The sequence below is a fragment of the Paraferrimonas sedimenticola genome (assembly GCF_002282855.1).
In the GTDB taxonomy this organism is placed as follows: Bacteria; Pseudomonadota; Gammaproteobacteria; order Enterobacterales; family Shewanellaceae; genus Paraferrimonas; species Paraferrimonas sedimenticola.
In genome coordinates this window covers 102,201-121,714 of the sequence record NZ_NRIR01000002.1, presented here as the reverse complement: position 1 = coordinate 121,714, position 19,514 = coordinate 102,201, and the positions used below count along the sequence as shown (strand labels likewise).

22 protein-coding genes and 1 other RNA gene are annotated in these 19,514 nt (G+C 51.9%); 7 read left to right on the top strand and 16 right to left on the bottom strand.

All coding sequences use genetic code 11. The features are described from left to right. Positions 1-2: 2 nt before the first annotated feature. From mraZ to rsmI, 4 genes are all read right to left on the bottom strand, one after another. The gene (gene mraZ / locus CLC93_RS03950; protein WP_095505012.1) at positions 3-461 is read right to left on the bottom strand and encodes a division/cell wall cluster transcriptional repressor MraZ; all 459 of its coding nucleotides are present in this window, start codon (positions 459-461) and stop codon (positions 3-5) included. Between the two features lie 254 nt (positions 462-715). Beyond that, on the bottom strand, positions 716-1,432 hold the full coding sequence (locus tag CLC93_RS03945) for an HDOD domain-containing protein (RefSeq protein WP_095504652.1): 717 nt from the start codon (positions 1,430-1,432) through the stop codon (positions 716-718). 223 nt (positions 1,433-1,655) lie between these two features. Further along, positions 1,656-2,024, bottom strand: an RNA gene (gene rnpB, locus CLC93_RS03940) — RNase P RNA component class A. Between the two features lie 42 nt (positions 2,025-2,066). Beyond that, positions 2,067-2,918 (bottom strand): 16S rRNA (cytidine(1402)-2'-O)-methyltransferase, encoded by an 852-nt coding sequence (rsmI, locus tag CLC93_RS03935; RefSeq protein ID WP_095504651.1) that lies wholly within the window; start codon positions 2,916-2,918, stop codon positions 2,067-2,069. Between the two features lie 80 nt (positions 2,919-2,998). On the opposite strand from rsmI, the gene CLC93_RS03930 reads away from it, so the two are divergent. From CLC93_RS03930 to dolP, 4 genes are read left to right on the top strand one after another with little or no spacing between them, the layout of a single operon-like run. Then, positions 2,999-4,825, top strand: coding sequence for a penicillin-binding protein activator (locus CLC93_RS03930; RefSeq protein WP_095504650.1), 1,827 nt, complete (start codon positions 2,999-3,001; stop codon positions 4,823-4,825). Next, positions 4,822-5,157, top strand: coding sequence for a YraN family protein (locus CLC93_RS03925; RefSeq protein WP_095504649.1), 336 nt, complete (start codon positions 4,822-4,824; stop codon positions 5,155-5,157). Before CLC93_RS03930 ends, CLC93_RS03925 begins: the two co-directional genes overlap by 4 nt. 35 nt (positions 5,158-5,192) lie before the next feature. Beyond that, positions 5,193-5,786, top strand: a complete 594-nt coding sequence (locus CLC93_RS03920) for a phosphoheptose isomerase (RefSeq protein WP_095504648.1) — start codon at positions 5,193-5,195, stop codon at positions 5,784-5,786. 12 nt (positions 5,787-5,798) lie between these two features. Then, a complete protein-coding gene (gene dolP, locus CLC93_RS03915; protein ID WP_095504647.1) occupies positions 5,799-6,377 on the top strand; it encodes a division/outer membrane stress-associated lipid-binding lipoprotein in 579 nt (192 codons plus the stop codon). 82 nt (positions 6,378-6,459) lie between these two features. On the opposite strand, the gene trpS is transcribed toward dolP, so the two are convergent. The 3 genes from trpS to rpe are packed head-to-tail and all read right to left on the bottom strand — an operon-like array spanning position 6,460 to position 8,809. After that, complete coding sequence (trpS, locus tag CLC93_RS03910) at positions 6,460-7,458, bottom strand: tryptophan--tRNA ligase (protein ID WP_095504646.1); 999 nt, start codon at positions 7,456-7,458, stop codon at positions 6,460-6,462. 9 nt (positions 7,459-7,467) lie between these two features. Next, positions 7,468-8,142, bottom strand: coding sequence for a phosphoglycolate phosphatase (locus CLC93_RS03905; RefSeq protein WP_095504645.1), 675 nt, complete (start codon positions 8,140-8,142; stop codon positions 7,468-7,470). Between the two features lies 1 nt (position 8,143). Further along, positions 8,144-8,809, bottom strand: a complete 666-nt coding sequence (rpe, locus tag CLC93_RS03900; protein ID WP_095504644.1) for a ribulose-phosphate 3-epimerase — start codon at positions 8,807-8,809, stop codon at positions 8,144-8,146. A 216-nt stretch (positions 8,810-9,025) separates the two neighbouring features. Here rpe and CLC93_RS03895 point away from each other — a divergent pair, with 216 nt between their 5' ends. The 3 genes from CLC93_RS03895 to CLC93_RS03885 all read left to right on the top strand — a co-directional run bounded on the left by CLC93_RS03895 (position 9,026) and on the right by CLC93_RS03885 (position 10,252). Then, on the top strand, positions 9,026-9,670 hold the full coding sequence (locus tag CLC93_RS03895) for a TorF family putative porin (RefSeq protein WP_095504643.1): 645 nt from the start codon (positions 9,026-9,028) through the stop codon (positions 9,668-9,670). A gap of 87 nt (positions 9,671-9,757) precedes the next feature. Beyond that, the gene (locus tag CLC93_RS03890; protein ID WP_245837078.1) at positions 9,758-10,063 is read left to right on the top strand and encodes a hypothetical protein; all 306 of its coding nucleotides are present in this window, start codon (positions 9,758-9,760) and stop codon (positions 10,061-10,063) included. A gap of 3 nt (positions 10,064-10,066) precedes the next feature. After that, entirely contained in the window at positions 10,067-10,252 is a 186-nt protein-coding gene (locus CLC93_RS03885) for a DUF2970 domain-containing protein (RefSeq protein WP_095504641.1), read from the top strand. On the opposite strand, the gene CLC93_RS03880 is transcribed toward CLC93_RS03885, so the two are convergent. The 9 genes from CLC93_RS03880 to CLC93_RS03840 form a co-directional block, all read right to left on the bottom strand. Beyond that, entirely contained in the window at positions 10,249-11,073 is an 825-nt protein-coding gene (locus tag CLC93_RS03880) for a Dam family site-specific DNA-(adenine-N6)-methyltransferase (RefSeq protein WP_095504640.1), read from the bottom strand. The two genes, CLC93_RS03885 and CLC93_RS03880, sit on opposite strands and share 4 nt — an antisense overlap. Before the next feature lie 43 nt (positions 11,074-11,116). Continuing rightward, positions 11,117-12,616 (bottom strand): AAA family ATPase, encoded by a 1,500-nt coding sequence (locus CLC93_RS03875; protein ID WP_095504639.1) that lies wholly within the window; start codon positions 12,614-12,616, stop codon positions 11,117-11,119. After that, positions 12,613-13,698 carry a 3-dehydroquinate synthase gene (gene aroB / locus CLC93_RS03870; RefSeq protein WP_095504638.1) on the bottom strand — a complete coding sequence of 362 codons (1,086 nt, stop codon included), beginning with the start codon at positions 13,696-13,698 and terminating at the stop codon, positions 12,613-12,615. Before aroB ends, CLC93_RS03875 begins: the two co-directional genes overlap by 4 nt. Before the next feature lie 24 nt (positions 13,699-13,722). Then, on the bottom strand, positions 13,723-14,238 hold the full coding sequence (aroK, locus tag CLC93_RS03865) for a shikimate kinase AroK (RefSeq protein WP_095504637.1): 516 nt from the start codon (positions 14,236-14,238) through the stop codon (positions 13,723-13,725). A 180-nt stretch (positions 14,239-14,418) separates the two neighbouring features. Beyond that, positions 14,419-16,401, bottom strand: coding sequence for a type IV pilus secretin PilQ (locus CLC93_RS03860; RefSeq protein WP_245837100.1), 1,983 nt, complete (start codon positions 16,399-16,401; stop codon positions 14,419-14,421). A gap of 79 nt (positions 16,402-16,480) precedes the next feature. Continuing rightward, positions 16,481-17,008 (bottom strand): pilus assembly protein PilP, encoded by a 528-nt coding sequence (locus CLC93_RS03855; protein ID WP_095504635.1) that lies wholly within the window; start codon positions 17,006-17,008, stop codon positions 16,481-16,483. A 7-nt stretch (positions 17,009-17,015) separates the two neighbouring features. Next, positions 17,016-17,630 carry a type IV pilus inner membrane component PilO gene (locus tag CLC93_RS03850; RefSeq protein WP_095504634.1) on the bottom strand — a complete coding sequence of 205 codons (615 nt, stop codon included), beginning with the start codon at positions 17,628-17,630 and terminating at the stop codon, positions 17,016-17,018. After that, positions 17,627-18,211 carry a PilN domain-containing protein gene (locus tag CLC93_RS03845; protein ID WP_095504633.1) on the bottom strand — a complete coding sequence of 195 codons (585 nt, stop codon included), beginning with the start codon at positions 18,209-18,211 and terminating at the stop codon, positions 17,627-17,629. Before CLC93_RS03845 ends, CLC93_RS03850 begins: the two co-directional genes overlap by 4 nt. Next, positions 18,199-19,278, bottom strand: a complete 1,080-nt coding sequence (locus CLC93_RS03840) for a pilus assembly protein PilM (protein ID WP_095505011.1) — start codon at positions 19,276-19,278, stop codon at positions 18,199-18,201. Before CLC93_RS03840 ends, CLC93_RS03845 begins: the two co-directional genes overlap by 13 nt. Positions 19,279-19,514: the final 236 nt, after the last annotated feature.

Genomic DNA, 19,514 nt, shown 5'->3' with positions numbered 1-19,514 from the left:
ACCTATAAGGCGAAATCTTGCAGTCTAGGGGACGAAGAGAGATCGGCGTCTTGCAATGCTTGCATGCTGTCGTCCAGCTGCTGCTGCCACGCCTGCTCATTCCACAACTCAAACTTATTCAGCTGACCGATGAGCACAGCGGCCTTGTCTAGGCTGGCGTAGCCACGCAAACTGGCCGGTATTAATAATCGACCATTTTTGTCCATCGCGCACTCTTGCGCATGGCCCAGCAGCAAGCGCTTCATCGCCCGCTCTAAGGGTTGCGTATCAGATAAGCTCATCAGTTTTTCGGCAATGATCTGCCATTGATCTTCGGGGTATAACAACAGACAACGAGATTCAAAATCCACCGTGCACACGAAGCGACCGCAACATTGCTGTTGCAGTCTAGCTCGATAGCGCGTCGGCATTGCCAGCCGTCCTTTGCCATCGATCTGTAAATTACTCGCGCCACTAAACAAGCGAATTCCCTTTTCAGATCGTTGATCCACAAAATACCACTTTTCCCCACATTGCTTAGTTTAGGTAGCGGTTGCAATGCTTGTCAAGTGAGCAAAATAGAAACTAAACCCCATCAGCATGCGGCCTAGACCTATGTTTAGGGAAATGTGAGGTAAGTGGTAGAAAGTGGTGTTTGGTCCCAAAAATCAATCGGATCCCTGTTATGGGATCCGGTGATTTTGATCGAAAAAGGGGCTGAACCCCAAGATGTGGGTTATCGAATGCCTTTTTTACGCAAGATAGGCTTAAGTACCACACCCGGGCTTTGGGCGACTGTGGCAGGCATTTGGTCAAATGCGATAAGCAATTCGATCTGCAAATCGGCGTCTAAACCCACCGAAGACAGAGCCAAAAGGGTCAATTGCTGCTGGTGATTGTCGATAATTTTTTTCAGTGCCGCCGGTGGCACAGTCTCGCCAGTACGACGCGACAGCACAGAAGCGGCCGAAAGGGTCATGATTTGACCGAACAAACTGAACAGACCCAATGTCTGAACTTCGTCCGGAGAGATATCGCTATCGCCGAGCGCCTCAAGAGCGTCTACCGCTTCTGCAGCGATGCTTTCGTTCAACGCCCAATACCCCTTGGCCAGCTTGTCATAGGGCGCTGCCAAGCCTTCTAGGTTAGACTTGAGGTAGAAAGAAAACGCATAGCGATAGATATTCACCTGGCCAAGGCGAATCAGCGCTTCTTTTAGGGAACGTAGCTTCTTGGTGGGGCTCCAGGAACGCAGCACCAAATTGCCGCGCCAAATCAAATTGGCGGCAAGAGCCGGATCAGAAGCGACTAGATCGACCATCTGGCCGATGTCCACTTCGTCCAAAATGGCTTGTTTGAGTTGCAACAGCACTTGCTGTCGACCCAAGATTTGTTCTTCGTGCTTTAGAATCGAGCGTATCTGATGCAGCAACTGCTGCTCGTGGTCACTCATGTTTATTTGAACGCCTGTATTTTTGTCATCGGGCGCATTCTACAAACCGCGCCGTGGAGCATCAGTTCAGCAAAAGATTGAGCATGGGTCAACACCTGAATGGGCAAGCTGTGAACTAATAGTTACAAAGGTCAAAAAGCCGTCGCGGTTCAAAAAGTTGACTGATAAATCTAGGCTAAAACGCGCAAAAATCACACAGCGTAATAAACGCAGTAAAAGAAAAGACCGGAGCTGGCCTGTAAGCCGGGTTCTGTATGCCCTCAAAGAGGGTGACAGCCATTCGTCTAGGCCGTAAATCGCTCTACGGCTCAAGCAACCTACCCGCCCCCAACGCGGACCACGCCATTAGGGGGCCTATTTGGTCTTGCTTCGGGTGGAGTTTACCGTGCCACGGACTATTGCTAGCCGCGCGGTGCGCTCTTACCGCACCCTTTCACCCTTACCTGTGCTTTTTAAAAAAGCCATCGGCGGTATACTCTCTGCTGCACTGGTCGTCGGCTTGCGCCGCCCAGGCGTTACCTGGCACCCTGTCCTGTGAAGCCCGGACTTTCCTCCCCGCTCTTGCGAGCGCAGCGACTGTCCGGCCAGCTCCGGGGCGGCGATTATAGCCTAACCCTCCCAAGGGCGCTAGCGGCTATTGCTGAGCTTGGGCTTCGGCAATCGCGTGCTTGTACAGAGCGTTTTTCTTCACGCCGTGAATTTGCGCGGCTATCGCTGCAGCTTTTTTCAGAGGTAACTCAGTTTGCAACAAGGCCAATGTCGCTAGCGCGTCGGCAGGTAGTTCGTCCTTACTGGCACTGTCGTAACCTCGTACCAACAATACAATCTCGCCTTTTTGCTGATCCGGGTCATTGCTCACCCGCTCAATGATGTCGTCGATACTGCCGTGCAAATAGGTTTCAAAAGTCTTGGTGAGCTCGCGGGCCAGTACCATTTCTCGATCCCCGCCAAAGGCCTGCGCCAAACTCTCCAGAGAATTCAGCACCCGCCGTGGTGACTCGTAAAACATCAAAGTACGAGGGTCTTGCGCTAGGGCCGCTAGTTTGTCCAAGCGCGCTTTCTCTTTGCTGGGAAGAAATCCCTCAAAACTGAAGCGATCGGACGGTAAACCTGAGGCCGACAGCGCCGCAATTGCCGCACAGGCACCAGGGATCGCGCTGACCTTGTATCCCGCCGCGCGCACTTGCTTGACTAGGTGATAACCAGGGTCAGATATCAATGGCGTTCCCGCATCACTGACCAAAGCGCAGCTTTTGCCCTGCTCTAGCTGTTCGATAAGCCATTGCGCCCGTTGTCGCTCATTGTGGTCGTGAATGGCTGTCGTGCGAGTCTTAATTTGGTGATGGGCAAAAAGATGACCAGAGTGACGAGTATCTTCACAGGCAATCCAGTCAACCGAGTTGAGAATTTCCACCGCTCTTGGAGAAAGATCGTCAAATTGACCAATGGGTGTGGCCACAATGTACAAACAAGGGGTGAGTTTCATAGGCTTTCTTCTCGGCGCCATTTACAAGCGGTTTTGGGGCGGTAAACTATTGAGCAGCAATCTTACCAGAGTAAAACACTGTGACCAAAAGCCCTCTGCGACTGAGCGCCAGTTATTTATCCAGCCTGTGTCTGGCGGCCCTGTTGCTGCTCTCCGGTTGTGCCAGCGATCCCAAAACCACTCAGCCAGCCGAAGATGCACCGGTGAACCTGCGCCAGCTTGACCAAAGCGCCGAGGTGTATATACAGCGAGCCGCAGACGCAGACACGCCATATAACCAATACGCCAACTTGTTGCTTGCCGCCGATGCTTACCTAACCCAAGGCAAAGTCAACTCGGCCAGCAACCTATTGCGTCAATTGTCGAGCAAGCCACTGGACTCGGTGGAGCTTAGTGCTCAACTGGCGTATTTAAACGCGCGATTAAAGCGCACTCAAGGCAATGACACCAGCGCACTGGCGGCACTAAACGCGACTGAGGGCATGACCTTACCGCGCTGGCAATCGGTGCAACAGCTGCAATTACAGGCCGAGATATATCAAGACCTGCAACAGAGCATTAATGAACTGCGCGCACTAAGCAGTTTGTCAGCACTGGTATCCGATGAACAAAGAGCCAGCCTGAACGACCGCATCTGGCGCAAATTACGCCCACTGTCCGAGCAAACGGTAAAAGACTTTCAATCGCCACAGGAAGACTGGGTATTTAATGGTTGGTTAGCCTTGGCGTATTTGGTCAAGCACTACGCAGTAGACCCCAGTCAGCTAAGCGGACAACTAACTCGCTGGCAAGGTGCCTACCCCAACCACCCAGGTGCCAAACCACTGCCGCCAAGTTTGCAACAAGCCTTCAATACGAAAGCGTATCAACCCAAGCAAGTGGCGGTGTTACTGCCTCTTTCCGGCAACCTTGCCGCGCAAGCCGAGGCCCTGCGTTACGGCATCGTTAGTCGTACCATGGAAAACCCCAACGCGCCCGAGCTTAAATTCTACGACTCAAGTGAGTCTGCCGAGCAAGCCCGACAGCTCGCCCTTAGCGAAGGTGCCGATTTCGTCATAGGTCCGCTGCGCAAGGCCCAAGTCGAGCAATTGAGCCAAACCGAATCAAGCGTGCCCCAACTGATGTTGAATCTGCCGGATCAACCCATCAATCACAGTGACACCTTCTATTTCGCCTTGTCGCCGGTGCAAGAAGCGCAAAAAGCCGCTGACTACATGTACAAACAAGGCATTCGTCGTCCACTCGCGCTGCACGCCCAAACTGCCTTATCACAGCGCATGGCCAAGGCCTTCGCCGAGCGTTGGTTAGAACTTAGCGACGAAGAAATCGATTTATCGGCCTATGTCGACGGTAAAGAAATGCAAAAGGGCGTGCGCAGCGCCCTCGAAGTGGATGCAAGCCAGGCGCGAATTGCCGCCATCAAAGAGCATGGCAATTCAAAGATAAAAGCCGACTTTCGCTCACGTCGCGACGTGGATGGCATTTACTTGATTGCTTCCGCTGCGCAAGTGAAGTTGGTGAAACCTTTTATCGACGTCAACATCAGTGTGTTTGCCGAGCCCATCCCCGTCTATGCCGCAAGCCGCAGTCACATCAAACCAGTAAAAGGCCGTTATCCGCGCGAGTTAGATGGCTTGATGTTCAGTGACATGCCTTGGCTATTACAGGCCACGCCAATGAAGCAGCGAGTCGAGTCGCTGTGGCCGCAATGGTCGCTGACGCAGCAAAGATTGTTCGTGATGGGCTACGATGCCGCGGCAATGATTGATAAACTGGCGCAAATGCGTGCCTTTCCCGGCTATCAGGTACAGGGCCAATCTGGTGCACTTAGCGCCGATGAAACAGGCGTGATCCAGCGAGACTTGAGTTGGGGTAAATTGAAAAGCGGTCGCGTTCGCAACCCATGAAGCACAGAGGTCAAGCCGCCGAACAAATCGCATGTTGCTATTTGACCGCAAGAGGCTTGACCTTTGAAAGCGCCAATGTGAGATTTGCTGTAGGCGAGATTGACTTGGTGATGCGCGAACAAAACACCTGGGTGTTTGTCGAAGTAAAATACCGACGAGATGACAGTTACGGCGGCGCGCTTGAAGCGTTGCGACCACAACAGGCATACAGATTACAACGAGCCGCAGAGGCCTACTTGCAACGCCACCAGCTAAACGTCGATGCCCGCATTGATTTAGTCGCCATTCAGGGCGAGCAAGTGAACTGGATTAAGAATATTTTGGCGGGCTGACCAATGGCTGCCGCCCTAGAAAACGAAGGAATCCCATGTTAGAGCGAATTAAAGAGAGTTTTAAAGAATCCATTCAAACCAAAATCGACGCCAGCGAAGCGCTACCTGAGGCGCTAGAAAAGGCGTCCATGATGATGGTTAGCTGTCTGCTCAACGGTAACAAAATCCTGACTTGTGGTAACGGCGGTTCTGCCGGTGACGCGCAGCACTTCTCTTCAGAGCTACTCAACCGCTTTGAAACCGAGCGCCCAAGTTTGCCGGCAATCGCGCTGACCACGGACTCATCTACCCTGACCTCTATTGCCAACGACTACAGCTACGATGAAGTCTTCTCCAAGCAGGTTCGCGCTTTGGGCCAACCGGGTGACATTCTGCTAGCGATCTCTACCAGTGGTAACTCAAACAACGTGATTAAGGCGATGGAAGCGGCATTAGGTCGCGATATGACTATCGTTGCCCTTACCGGCAAAGACGGTGGGGCTATGGCTGGCTTCTTAAGCGAATCTGACGTTGAAGTGCGCGTGCCGTCCACTCGCACCGCTCGCATTCAAGAAGTGCACCTGTTGGCCATTCACTGCATGTGCGACAGCATCGACCGTACCCTATTCCCTCAAGACGAGACTCAGTAGGAGTATCACTGCATGAACCAATGGCAACGCTTAGTAGCAGTTGGACTGGTGTTGGCCGGCCTTCAGGGTTGTGCTGGCGCTGTCATGGTTGGCGCTGTGGGCGGCGCTATGATGCTCAATGACGAGCGCAGTATTGGTACTCAGCTGGATGACACCAACATCGAGCGCAAACTCTCTTCCGCGCTGAGCAAACACGATGACTTGGCCAACCAAACCAACATCAGTGCCGTGAGCATCAACCGCTCTGTGCTGTTAATCGGCCAAGCGCCTAACTCCATGCTGCGTGACAAAGCAATAACCACGGTCAAGCAAGCAGGGGTTAGCGATCGAATCCACAGCCAGATTCGCATCGGCAACCCAATCAGCTTTACCACCCGCAGTAACGACACCTGGATTACCACCAAGGTGAAATCTCGAATCATGAACGACCCAGAGATCGACGTGACTCGAATCAAAGTGATTACCGAAAATGGCGAGGTTTTCTTGCTGGGGTTAATCTCTAAACCCGATGCTGAGCGTGCGGTAGAAATTGCTCGCAATACCTCGGGGGTTCGCAAGGTGGTCAAGGTGTTTGAATATACTCAAAGCTAGTGACTAAGGCACCACCACCAAAAAGCCCAATATAAAAAAGCCCCGCATTCGCGGGGCTCTGTGACTGTGCTGGCGGTCAGTTTTATATGACAAAACCCACTTTCTCGTAGACTTTCTGCAAAGTGGCTTCTGCGCGATCTTGCGCTTTTTCCGCACCTTGCTTCATCACTTGCTGCATCAGCGCCTGATCGGCGCGGTACTCGGCGAAGCGGGCTTGTACCGGCTCTAGCATAGCCACCACAGCATCAGCGGTGGCGGTTTTTAAATGACCGTACATCTTGCCTTCAAACTCTTGCTCAAGTTGCGCCACCGGAGTACCAGTCGCGCCAGACAGCAAGGTCAGCAGATTAGACACGCCTGGCTTCTCGGCAATGTCAAAACGCACCACTGGCGGCTCATCGGAGTCAGTCATTGCGCGCTTGATCTTTTTGGCAATCTTTTTCGGATCTTCTAGCAGACCAATGCGGTTATTGGCGTTTTCATCGGACTTAGACATTTTCTTAGTCGGGTCTTGCAGCGACATAATGCGCCCGCCACTTTGCGGAATAAAAGGTTCAGGCACCACAAAGGTGGCACCGTGAGAGTTGTTAAAGCGAGTGGCGATATCGCGAGTCAACTCCAGGTGTTGCTTCTGATCTTCACCCACCGGAATCTCATCCGCCTGGTACAAAAGGATGTCTGCAGCCATTAGCACCGGGTAGCTAAACAAACCCGCATTAATGTTGTTGGCGTGCTTGCTGGACTTGTCTTTGAACTGAGTCATGCGATTGAGTTCGCCCATCTGGGTGTAGCAGTTGAGTACCCAGCTTAGCTGCGAGTGCTGGGGCACATGCGACTGCATAAAGATGGTGCTCTTGTTTGGGTCGATGCCACAAGCTAGGTACAAAGCTAGGGTATCCAAACAGGCGTCGCGCAACGCTTGAGGGTCTTGGCGCACGGTAATCGCGTGCAAATCGACCACGCAATACAAGCAGTCGTGGCTATCTTGCATGTTCACCCACTGGCGTAAGGCGCCCATGTAGTTGCCTATTGTTAATTCACCTGAGGGCTGTGCGCCACTTAATACCACGGGTTTTGCCATGAGTCTGTATTACTCCGCTTGTGCAATAAAATCGAAAATCTGTTGTATGTCCGACGCCACAAAGGTCGGATTGGAAAGGGCTATATCTTCGCCATAGTTGTAACCATAGGTCAAGCCTAGGCTAGCGCAACCGGCGGCTTGCGCCGCCAGAATGTCATTTTTTGAATCACCGACCATCAAAAAGTCAACCGTACTCACACCAAAGCGCGCCATGCAATGCTCAATCGGCATTGGGTCGGGCTTGGCTTTTGCCAGAGTATCTCCGCCTATGACTAAGCTGAAATACTGGGCGATGCCAAAGTGAGTCAAAATCGGTTCAACAAAGGCTTCGGGCTTGTTGGTAATAACCGCCATCGAGTAGCCCTGTTGCTGCAACTGCTTTAGTGTCTCGGCGACGTTTGGGTATAAACTGCCATGGGAGCACAAATCCGCGTGATACGCTGGGTCGAATAAGCCCCGAGCTTGGACCAGCAGGGCCTCACTTGGCGGCTCACCCGTTTGCGCGGTTAAGGCTCGCGTGAGTAGCATGGGTACGCCATTGCCAATCCAACCGCGGACCTGAGCCTCGCTGACCGAGTCCAAACCTAGGCCCGCCAACGCCACGTTAGTGGCGGCATGTATGTCAGGCACGCTATCGACAAGCGTACCGTCCAAATCAAAACCGATCGCGCGATACTGACTCATATTACTTGGCTAACTCGGCGCGCATCTCATCGATAACGGCTTTGTAATCCGCTTGATTAAAGATGGCCGAGCCGGCAACGAACATGTCCGCGCCTGCATCTTTTATCTCAGCGATATTATCAACCTTAACACCACCATCAATTTCCAGACGAATGTCGTACGGGCTCTCATCGATGCGGCGACGAACTTCGCGCAGCTTGTCCAAGGTCGACGGAATGAAAGACTGACCGCCAAAGCCTGGGTTAACCGACATCAACAAAATCACGTCCAACTTGTCCATCACGTAATCTAGGCAAGACAGAGGGGTCGCTGGGTTAAGTACCAAGCCCGCCTGACAGCCAGAATCGCGAATCAGCTGCAAGCTGCGGTCAACATGGTCGCTGGCTTCCGGGTGGAAGGTGATAATCGACGCGCCCGCTTTGGCAAAGTCTGGAATGATTCGATCTACCGGTTTCACCATTAAATGCACATCAATGGGTGCTTTGATGCCGTGATCTCGCAGCGCCTTGCACACCATAGGGCCAATCGTCAGATTCGGCACATAGTGATTGTCCATCACGTCAAAGTGAACCACATCGGCACCGGCGGCCAATACGTTATCAACTTCCTCGCCAAGACGAGCAAAGTCGGCGGAAAGAATGGATGGAGCGATTAGAAAGTCTTTCATATTCAGTACCCTTAGGGCGGGGCTTAAAACTGGCGCACATTCTACTGAATATCAGCCGCACTGGCTACGAGTGCGAGGGGAAACTGAGTATTCAGTCTGAATAAAATTCATACCAGTTTAGCTTGTGCTAATTCGAGTTTCCCGCTTTAATCAGAAATACCCCCAGGTCCTTTAATCCCTGTGTTGACTAAAACAAACCAATTTAAAGGACTTACAATGATGAAATCTTTGTTGTGTGGCAGCGCTGCAGCGCTTGCGCTCGTTGTCGGCTCACCCGCCAGTGCACAAGAAAGCCAACACCAATTCTCTGCCAATGCGACTCTGGCCAGTAACTACATCTTCCGTGGCACCAGTTTGTCAGACGACAAGCCAGCGCTTCAGCTCGGTGGTGACTATGAGCACAGTTCGGGCTTTTACGCTGGAGTGTGGGGCAGTAACTACGACCTAGCCGGCAAAACTGAAATCGAAATTGACTGGTGGGGCGGCTACTACGCTCAAATCAATGACAACCTTGGCATCGATCTCAGCGCGACCCGTTACTACTATTACGACGTGGGTGGCCACACCACAGAGTACAAGATCGGCGCCGACCTATACGACGGTTCGGTTGCCGCGCACTACGACCAACACCTAGAAACTTGGTATTTTGAAGCCGCCTATGGTTTTGGGCTTACCGAGCAGCTATCCCTAACGCCCAGCGCCGGTTTGCTGACCTTTCGTGAGAGCGGCAATAGCAGCGAATACAATTTGGGCTTAGTGTTGGACTACAGCATTAACGATTACTTCAACGCCTTTGCTGGCGCGGCCTATCAGGAAGTTACCAAATCCGCTTACGTTGTCGGCGTCACCGTGGCCTTCTAAGCTAACCAGTCGCTTAGGCCGTGATTTGGCGGCTTAAGCGGCGCTCTGCTATACTCTGCGGTGGAACAGGACTTCTAAGGATGGCGCGTGACACTTCGAAGAACAGTATTTGCCAGTATGGCGCTCGTTTGCGCTGCTCTGCTCACCATGGGGTACCAATACACCTATAGTGATGTTTCTGCGCGTGCCGCCTGTGTGTGTTCCACTCCTAACCAACACGATGCCAGCTTGCCCGCAAGCCACCCGCAAAATCGCTGTGCCGATGTGTCTTGGACCGCTTGGGTGTCAGGCCGCTCTCAATCCAATCAAATGCATTTCATGGACTTGCTCGAGTTGCTCTACGGGCATGCACCTGCGCCTGAAATTGCACCGACACAACCGGTTGAGCCTTAATCTTTGAAGCGTTTACTAAGCACGGTAACAAGCGTGTTAGCGGCGTTTTTTGGTGTCCAAAGCGAAGCCAATCGACGCGACGATTTTCAACGCCAAAGCCCACTCCCCTTTATCGTTACCGGCCTTGTACTGGCGGCACTTATGGTAGTGGGGTTAGTGCTACTGGTAGATTGGGTTTTGGCGAGTTAGTTATCTGGCGTGTACAGCGCCATCAACTCTGGCACTTTGCCGCGAGTACGGCCATTTTGGCTAATATTGCGCTGTACTTGAATCGAGTCCAGCTTAGCACCGTGATACAACTCCCGCGTTAACGGCGTATCGTGATTGCTAATAAGTACGCTCACCCCTTGATTCGCCGCGCAGTGTCTTGCTCTGCGCGCCAATAGCGCCTGATCATCCAAACTAAAACCCGCGCTAGCGTAGCTGGTGAAGTTGGCGGTGTGAGACAAGGGCGCATAGGGTGGATCGCAATACACCACATCCCCTTTATCAACCATATCAAAACCTTGCTGATAGGAAACGCAGCGGAATTCCGCCAAATGGGCTTTGGCCGCAAACGCCAGCAACTCTTTCTCTGGGAAATACGGTTTTTTATAGCTACCGAAAGGTACGTTAAAGCCACCTTTCTTGTTGTAGCGGCACAGGCCATTGTAGCCGTGGCGGTTGAGGTACAAAAACATCACAGCACGTTCAAAGGGCTCAGTGGTTTGATTGAACTCAGCACGCATATCCAAGTACACCTGCTTGTCATTGTACTTGGGAGTAAATAGCGCCTGGGCGCGCTTAATGTACTCCTGGGGTCGATGCTGCAAGCACTGGTACAAATCAATCAAATCGGAGTTGATATCGCAAAGCAGATAGCGCTTGAAATCACTGTTCAAAAACACAGAGCCAGCGCCAACAAAGGGCTCAACCAGCCGCTCTCCTTGGGGAAGTCGCTCACAGATAGCTTCGGAAAGCTTGTACTTGCCGCCGGCCCATTTTAGAAACGCTCTTGTTTTTGTTGTCATTGATCGCTGTTATCTATTGGGGCGCTAACGCCGCGTTGATTCATCACTGTCTTGCGGCGGCATCCGCGAGTTTAGCGCCTTGATAGGCAGACCAAGGGCGCACCCAAGTACCTGACTTGAGGTTTAACTCAGCGGCAGTGGTGTTCGCTAATTCTTTGCTATCAAAACGGCCATAGGTCAGCACCAAGCGCTCCCCCTGAGCCAACAAATAGCTCTGGTCTGCATGCGGTAATTTTTTCAAAATTGGCCCAAGTGAACTGGCCTTTCCAACCACCGCCAGCTGAATGGTGTAGCCTTGTACTGGTATTGATTGGGCCTGTTGAGAATCGTCAGCAGAGCTCGATTTGACTGGGGTCGAAGTGGCTGGGGCCGGTTTTACCTCAGCTACTACGGTTTTTTCCTCAACCGCTACCCCTGCCTCACTCGGTTGCTCTAGCTCGATCGAAGCGGCTATCGCATCTTGCTGTGCAGTAGTTTGCGCAGACATAGGCTCGCCTGGGCTTGTAGCTGCAACAGCTTCCCCCTCAGCGGCGGCTAACTGGCTAGATTGCGAAACAATCGCCTGTTGTTCTGGCTCGGCTGGACTGACTTCTGGTTCGCTAATCACAATCCAAGAGTCGTCTCCAAGCTCTGGCTCAGGCGCTTCGACCACTTCCACCGCAACCGGGCTATCTTCTGAAAAAGTCTCTTCAGAAAAAGTCTCAATAGCGATTTCTTGGCGAGAGGCAGGCTTGGCCGCTTCAACCGACACTACATCAGACTCTGGCTTAGCGTCTTGTTGTAAAAACCAACCCGCGCCTAGCAATGCCAAAACAACAGTGGCAGCTGCAGCACCTAAGCCTAAGGCCAACTTACCTTTGTTTTGCGCGATAGCCGCAGGAGTATGAATGGCGGTTTGCACCAGTTCCACCACATCTGCTGCTACTCCGGGAAGGCTGGCCAATTTTTGCTTGGCTTGCTCGCGAGAGAATTCTGGGGTGCGTCCAGTGCGAGCGTAAAGCCCAAAGAACAATTGCTGGCGCTCTGCATGGTTCAATGCTTGAACGCTCATCGACAGACACCATCCGGTCAAGTGTTCAGGCAGCGCTGACATTAACGCCTGATGGCCGCGCGTGTCACTGACCATGACTAGGCGGATCCCCACGCCGCGCTCGCTCAATCGCGCCGCTTCTATCAACTCAAGTTGCAGTTCAATCGGCAAGTGCTGGGCATCATCTATGACCAGCAAGGCCGTGCCAGAAGCATCGCCGAGTAGTTCAACTAATGTTTCAGCCAGCGGGCGTTCATCATCGAACATCGCCGAGGCAAACAGCTGAAGAATGATCTTTTGACGAAGTTCAGCGGCGCCCATGTATTCGGGGCAACGCACGAAAGCCTGATTATAGTGCTCGCAAGACTCCAGCAACTGGGTCGCAATCAGCGACTTGCCTGAGCCTTGTGGGCCAACCAGGAGCAGCGCTTCGTTGCAATACTGAACACCGTGGAGCAGGCGCGACAGTATATCGCTTTGACTTGGCAGTAAGCTTTCACCCGCCGTCATCATAAGGCCTGAGACTCCGCTATCGCTTGAATAATCTGATTTGCGGGCACGTCGTTGACCAATTCGGCGCTACCCAAGCCTTTGGGCAGTACCAATCGAATCTTGCCCTGCTGAGATTTCTTATCCCGACGCATGTGCGGTAGATAAGACTCTGCCGCCATACTCTCGGGCCCTTGAACTGGCAAGCCACAGCGACGTGTCAGCGCAATAATGCGCTCTAACTCGCTTTGGCTAAGGTCACCATTGGCTTTTGCAGCGAAACCCGCCTGCACCATGCCCGCCGCCACGGCTTCACCGTGAAGCCACTGACCGTACCCCATTTCTGCTTCTATCGCGTGACCAAAGGTATGGCCCAGATTGAGCAGGGCTCGCACTCCTTGCTCGGTTTCATCCGCAGCAACCACTTCGGCTTTGATTTCACAGCAGCGTTTAATCGCATAGGTAATTGCACCAGGCTCAAGTGTCATCAAGGCGTCCGCATTGGCTTCTAGCCATTCGAAAAAGGCCAGATCCCAAATAATGCCGTACTTGATCACCTCGGCAAGCCCAGCAGAGAGTTCGCGCGGGGGAAGCGTGGAAAGCGTTTCGGTGCCGATAAACACAGCCTGAGGCTGGTAAAAAGCACCAATCATGTTCTTGCCCAGGGGATGGTTTACCGCGGTCTTACCGCCCACAGACGAGTCTACCTGTGACAGCAGCGTAGTGGGCATTTGCACAAAATCGATTCCGCGTTGATAGCACGCGGCTGCAAACCCAGCCATATCACCAATAACGCCGCCGCCAAGGGCAATGATTAAACTGTCCCGGCTGTACTCGTGCTCAAGCAGGTGAGCAAAAATCCGCTCTAACTGTTGAAGAGATTTGTATTGTTCACCGTCGGGGAGCACCAAAGCATCGCTGTCGGCAATGCCGGCCAGCTTTTGCTGTAAAGCATCTAAGTACAGAGGTGCTATGGTTTCATTAGTAACGATAAGAATTCGCCGATCGGCAAGATGGCGAGCCAAAAGCTCGCCATCGGACAAGGCCTGATTACCAATATAGATAGGGTAGCTGCGCTCACCTAGCTCGACCCGAATCCGTTCCATTGGTGGTCTCTCCAACCTGAGGGGTTAAAAGCCCAGTTTTTCGATGATTTGGTGGGCGACAACTTTTGCGCTTTGATCGTCAGTACGGATCACCACATCAGCGATCTCTTCGTACATAGGATTGCGCTTGTCCGACAGGTCTACCAGCACCTGACGTGGGTCGTCCACTTGCAACAAGGGGCGACGCTTGTCTCTTTGAGTGCGCGCCACTTGCTTGTCGATGGTAGTCTCCAAATAAACGACGATACCACGGGCAGACAAGCGATTACGCACGTCTTTGCTTTCAACCGAACCACCACCTGTGGCTAGGACAATACCTTGCTTTTCGCTTAAGTCTTCAATGACTTTAGCTTCACGGACGCGAAAGCCCTCTTCGCCTTCAACGTCAAATACCCAAGCGATATCCGCTCCGGTACGTTGTTCAATTTCTTGGTCGGAGTCAAAGAACTCCAAATGCAGCATCTGTGCTAAATGACGGCCAATGGTGCTCTTTCCGGCACCCATAGGACCAACGAGGAAGATATTACGTTTCTCAGCCATTTTACGTCTGAATCTCTAATACGATGTAATTCGAAGTCGCCGGTAGAACACCGGCCCAAGTACCCACTCTATTTTTTGTGCGACAGCGAATTATCTCAGTTTCCTCTTAGCCTTGGCAATAGTGGTCGCTAAATAAAAAGGCCGCGGACTAAATAGCGCGGCCTTTTTGAGCAGGATCGATTAGTTGACGCTGGTTTCTGAAATCCGCGGTGTCACAAACACCAAGACTTCGCGACGCTCATTGCCCGCCGAAGTATTTCTAAACAGCGCACCCATCAAAGGAATGTCTCCAAGTACCGGTACCTTGCTGACGCGATTGACGCTGGTCTGCTGGTAAATCCCCCCCAGAACCACGGTCTCGCCGTTTTCCACCAAGACTTGGGTTTCAATGCGCTGAGTATCGATAGACACCGCAGGCCCAGTTGGCGTATCTACCGTGGCGCCTTGCGAATCCTGGCGAATCTCTAGGTCCAAAATAATCCGATTGTCTGGAGTAATGTGTGGCGTCACCTTAAGACCTAATACCGCTTTCTTAAAGGTTACCGAAGTCGCACCGGACGATGCCGATTGCACATACGGAATTTCCACACCTTGCTCGATATAAGCTTCTTTTTGGTTGGCCGTAGTAATACGCGGACTCGCTACCACTTCACCTTTACTTTCTTGTTCTAGCGCCGAAAGCTCTAAATCAAGTACTGTGCCGTCGGCCAATTTAGCCACGTGGAAAGCGATACTCGCCGGCGTACCACCGGAAGGAGCCGCAGGTAAGTTAACGTTTAAACGGTCGCCCAGTGGTGGCACACTGCCACCGGCAACAGACTCGGCACCGTCTAGGTTACCCGAAGTACCCAAATCGCCAGATTTGTTGGTAATACCCCAACGAATGCCTAAGTCTTCAGCGAAGTCATCGCGAACCGTTACCATGCGCGACTCGATGACCACCTGTGTCACAGGCACATCCAGTACTTCAATCAAGCGAGCAACGTCTTCTAGTTTTTCGGAGGTGTCTTGTACTAGCAAGGTGTTGGTACGCTCGTCCACCGCTACCGAACCACGGTCAGACAGCAGGCTAGATTCAGTGCCTTTTAACAGATTGGCGATGTCCGCCGCCTTGGCGTAGTTGACCTGCATGTATTCAGAGTACAAAGGCGCTAATTCTTCGGCTTTCTTTTGCGCTTCCATGTCCAGGCTCTCACGAATGTTGAGCTCTTCTTTTGGCGCCACCATCAGAATGTTGCCTTCGATGCGCTTGTCCAGACCTTTCACCTGCAGAATCAAATCCAGCGCTTGATCCCATGGCACGTCGTCTAGGCGTAGAGTGATGTTGCCGTCGACTGTGTCACTGGTGACCAGATTGAAGTTGTTGTAATCGGCGATGATCTGCAGCACGGTGCGCACTGAGATATTCTGGAAGTTTAACGACAGTTCGCGACCTTCATAGGTCGGTTTTTGCTGCTCGGCCAAGGACAACTGTTCGCGCTCTTTGACCAACACACGCAGCATGCGCCCTTGTTGGCGCTGAGAGAACTCGTAAGGGCCATTCACATTCATTACGATGCGAGTATTGAGGTCGTCGCGAAAGGTTTCAAAACCGCTAACCACGGTGGCAAAGTCCTGTACATCCATCACGTACAGCAGCTCTTCCTGAATGTCCGTGTTGTACAGTTGTAGCTCGAGTTTGGCGCCCACTTGCTGCAAATTGGCGGCGATGACATCAGTAGCTAGCTTAATCAGTAGTTCGCCTTCGCCGTCCATGCCACGACGAAAATCGATTTCTTCGATGGCGTTGTTGTTGGTGTTGGCCACATTGGCGCGATTGTCTTGATTGAGGATCAAGCGGTAGGCATTACCCACCACCTCGCCCGTGTATGGGCCGACTCGCTCCAACTCTACCATGACACGCAAGGTTTGCAGCGACTGATCGGTTGTCAGCCCAACCACACCCTTGGAATCAATAGCGATGTCATTGAGCTCTAGGGCGGAACTGGCGTCGTCAAAACTCATGGCCAGTATTGCCGGGTTGGTAGCCAGTTCGATTTGTGGCTCTAAAATTGGTTTGTCGAAAATCAACTCAACTTGCAGCTGATTGCCAACGGTGGAGTGATACTGAACATCGATGAGCTTATTGGCCGCGTGGGATAGCGGAGACAGCAACACAAGCATGGTCAACCAAGCGGCACGTTGCCACTGCCCTTTGACGCATCCTATCAATGCAGAGGTGTTAACTAATTTCATCCTTGGACTATCCTTGTGCGTTCGCAATTAACTCTAAAGTGGTTTGGCGCTCGTTCCAGCACCCGGCTCCGTCGGGAATCAACTCCAGCACCACAATCTGCTTGCGGTCAACTTGAGTGACCTGACCGTGATACAAGCCTAAGTGCTCGCCAATACCCACGCGGTACACACTGGCTTCGGAAGTTTCCACCAGTGCCCATAAATCTTCGCCATCACCTAACGTGCCACGCATGGTCAGGTTATCAATAGCAAAGGTTTCCAAGCGTCCTTTTCGACGGCTCAAATCTGGCTGCAGACAGTTCTTGCTGGTGTCGATGACGTCTTCGGTTAATTCTCTTTGTGGCGGCTGAAACGGGCTGCGCAAATGCTCCGCTTGATACGCGTAATGCTCGAACTCTGGTGGCTCCTTGAGCTTTGGAATACCCGGCACATGATTGGCTTTAGTGCTGGTCACAAACTCTTCCAGATCGGCGCGATCGCCGCTACAACCGCTTAACATTATCACAGCTGCACTAAGAAGTAATAGTTTTAACATCAGTTAGTTACCCCTTCTTAGCCGGAGTTTTTGGCAACTCCGCCCCTTCCTTGAATCGGTAGGTTTTGGCCAACACTTCCACGTCAACACCACCGCTGGCAGACTTAGTGACTTTGAAATCGTGCAAGCTAACAATACGTGGCAAGCGAGCCACACCGGAGACAAACTCACCGTACTCGTGATAGCTGCCACTGGCGGACATGCGAATTGGGAACTCGACATAAAAATCGCGTTCGATCTCTTGCTCCCACTCCAGACTGTCGATGCGCAGACCAGCGTCGGCAGCAACAAAGCTCATGTCGTCAATCAGCCCTGGCATTTCGTTTTCTGATGGCAGCATTTTTAAGAGCTCGCTGAATCGGGATTCCATTTCTTTTAGCTGAGCACGATAAAGCATCAAGTTAGCGGCCAAGCGATATTTCATTTGAAAGTCTTCGCGCAGCTCTTGCTCTTTCACCTCGGCGCGCTCAAGGCTGTCGAGGCGATCACTGATGAACAAATAGTTCCCGCCAAACAGCACGCCGACGAGCAAAATAACCGCAAACGCAATTTTGATTTGGATAGGCCAGCCGCCCATGTTCTCCAAATCGATGTCATTGAGGTCGATCTCTTTCCAGTTCATCGAACCCCTCCTTTCGCTTCCGCGCTTTCCGCCAGGTCGCTCTTGTCGTCGATGGCGACGCGCAAACTGAAGCGTTGCATTTGACGTAAATCACTTTGTTGAGCGTGAATCGATTTCATCGATGGGTCGTGCATCCACTGAGACGCCTTAACCTTACGCATCATATTGGTCACGTGATTGTTGGACTCACTGCGCCCTTCAATCCAAATCAGACTGCCTTTCTTATCCAGATTGCTGATGTAAATTCCCGGTGGCACGATACGCACTAACTCGTCCATCACATGGGTTGGCAAGTTACGAGCTTCTTGCAGACTTAGGATAATTTCGGTGCGACGTTCAATGTCGCGCTTGCGCTCTTTGATTTCGCGAATTTCTTTGATTTGCTTGTCGAGCAGCACGATTTCGTCTTGTAAATACTTGTTGCGCGCTTGCTGGTCTTGAATCCAGCCATCCACCACCAGCATGCTGACGTAAACCAATAACACGCCGACAAAACTGGTCAGTACAAGTGCGAGATAGTAGTCGCGCTTTTTCTGTTCGCGCGCTTCTTCACGCCAAGGTAATAGGTTTATGTTCGCCATTGACCGTAGCTCCTTAGCGCCAAGCCAGCCGCAATCATGTATTTGGTAATGCTGCCGCTTAAACGTTCACTGTCCGCTGAACTGGCGTGCAATCGTCCTTGGAATGGATTGGCCACCAAAGTATTGATGCCCAAATCATTGGTTAGCAACTTAGCTAAACCTTCAAGACGAGCGGTACCACCCGAAAGGACGATATGGTCGATTTGTTCGCGCCCCGAAGAAGTGCAGTAAATTTGTAGGGTGCGTTTGATTTGTTGAAGTAGTTGAGTCTGGAATGGCGACAGTACTTCAAACTCGTAGTTTTCTGGTAACTCGCCCGACTGTTTGGCCTGTTCGGCTTGCTCATAACTCATACCGTAGAAAGAGATAATGGCTTGGGTGAACTCTTCGCCACCAAACGCCTGCTCGCGCACAAACTGGGTTTCGCCGTTGGCAACAATCGCGATAGTGGTCATACTCGCGCCCACATCCACCATGGCCACCACTTGGTTATCGCCCTGTTCTGGCAGTTGCTCGCGAATCAGTTCAAAACTGCGCCCGAGCACATAACCTTCAACGTCCACCACCTTGGCTTCTAGGTCCACATCCGCAAGCGCATCGACACGGGTGTCCACGTTCTCGGTACGGCAAGCGCTGAGTAGCACGTCAACTTTGGTTGGATCGGAGGAGTTGGGCCCCAAGACTTCAAAGTCGATATTCACTTCGTCGAGCGGGTAAGGAATTAGGTTATCGGCTTCAATTTCGATATGAGCTTCGCGCTCGTCTTCTGACAACGCCGCATCCATGTAGATGACCTTGGTCATCACTGCAGAACCAGATACCGCCACTGCAGCGTGCTTAATGGAATTGGGGAGACGACGTTTGACCTGCTGTAGTGCTTCAACCACAGCTGCAACGTCCTTGATTTCATGGTTAACTACCACGCCTTTGCGCAAGGGCGCACAAGCGTGACCGCTGATCTTATATCCGTCTGCCGTACTCGAAAGCATGATGGCTTTAACTTCATGGGAACCAATGTCGATTCCAACCATCTGAGGAGCAGTACGCTTCCACATTTTTAATAGCATATCCATAGCCAAAATATTGTCAGTAGACGAGTTTTTGTTATGAGTTTTATTATTTAAATAGGTATTTACGCCACCTTGACCTACGATACCACATTAACAAACGCGTGCCATTTTTGTGAGGACAAAAGTGGGATTTTTTAAATTATTTTCTACATTCCACAAAATTAATTAAGAAAGACGATCTTCAACAAGCTTTGCTGCGCTTATATAATGTCGAACACTCAAGTAACTAGGAT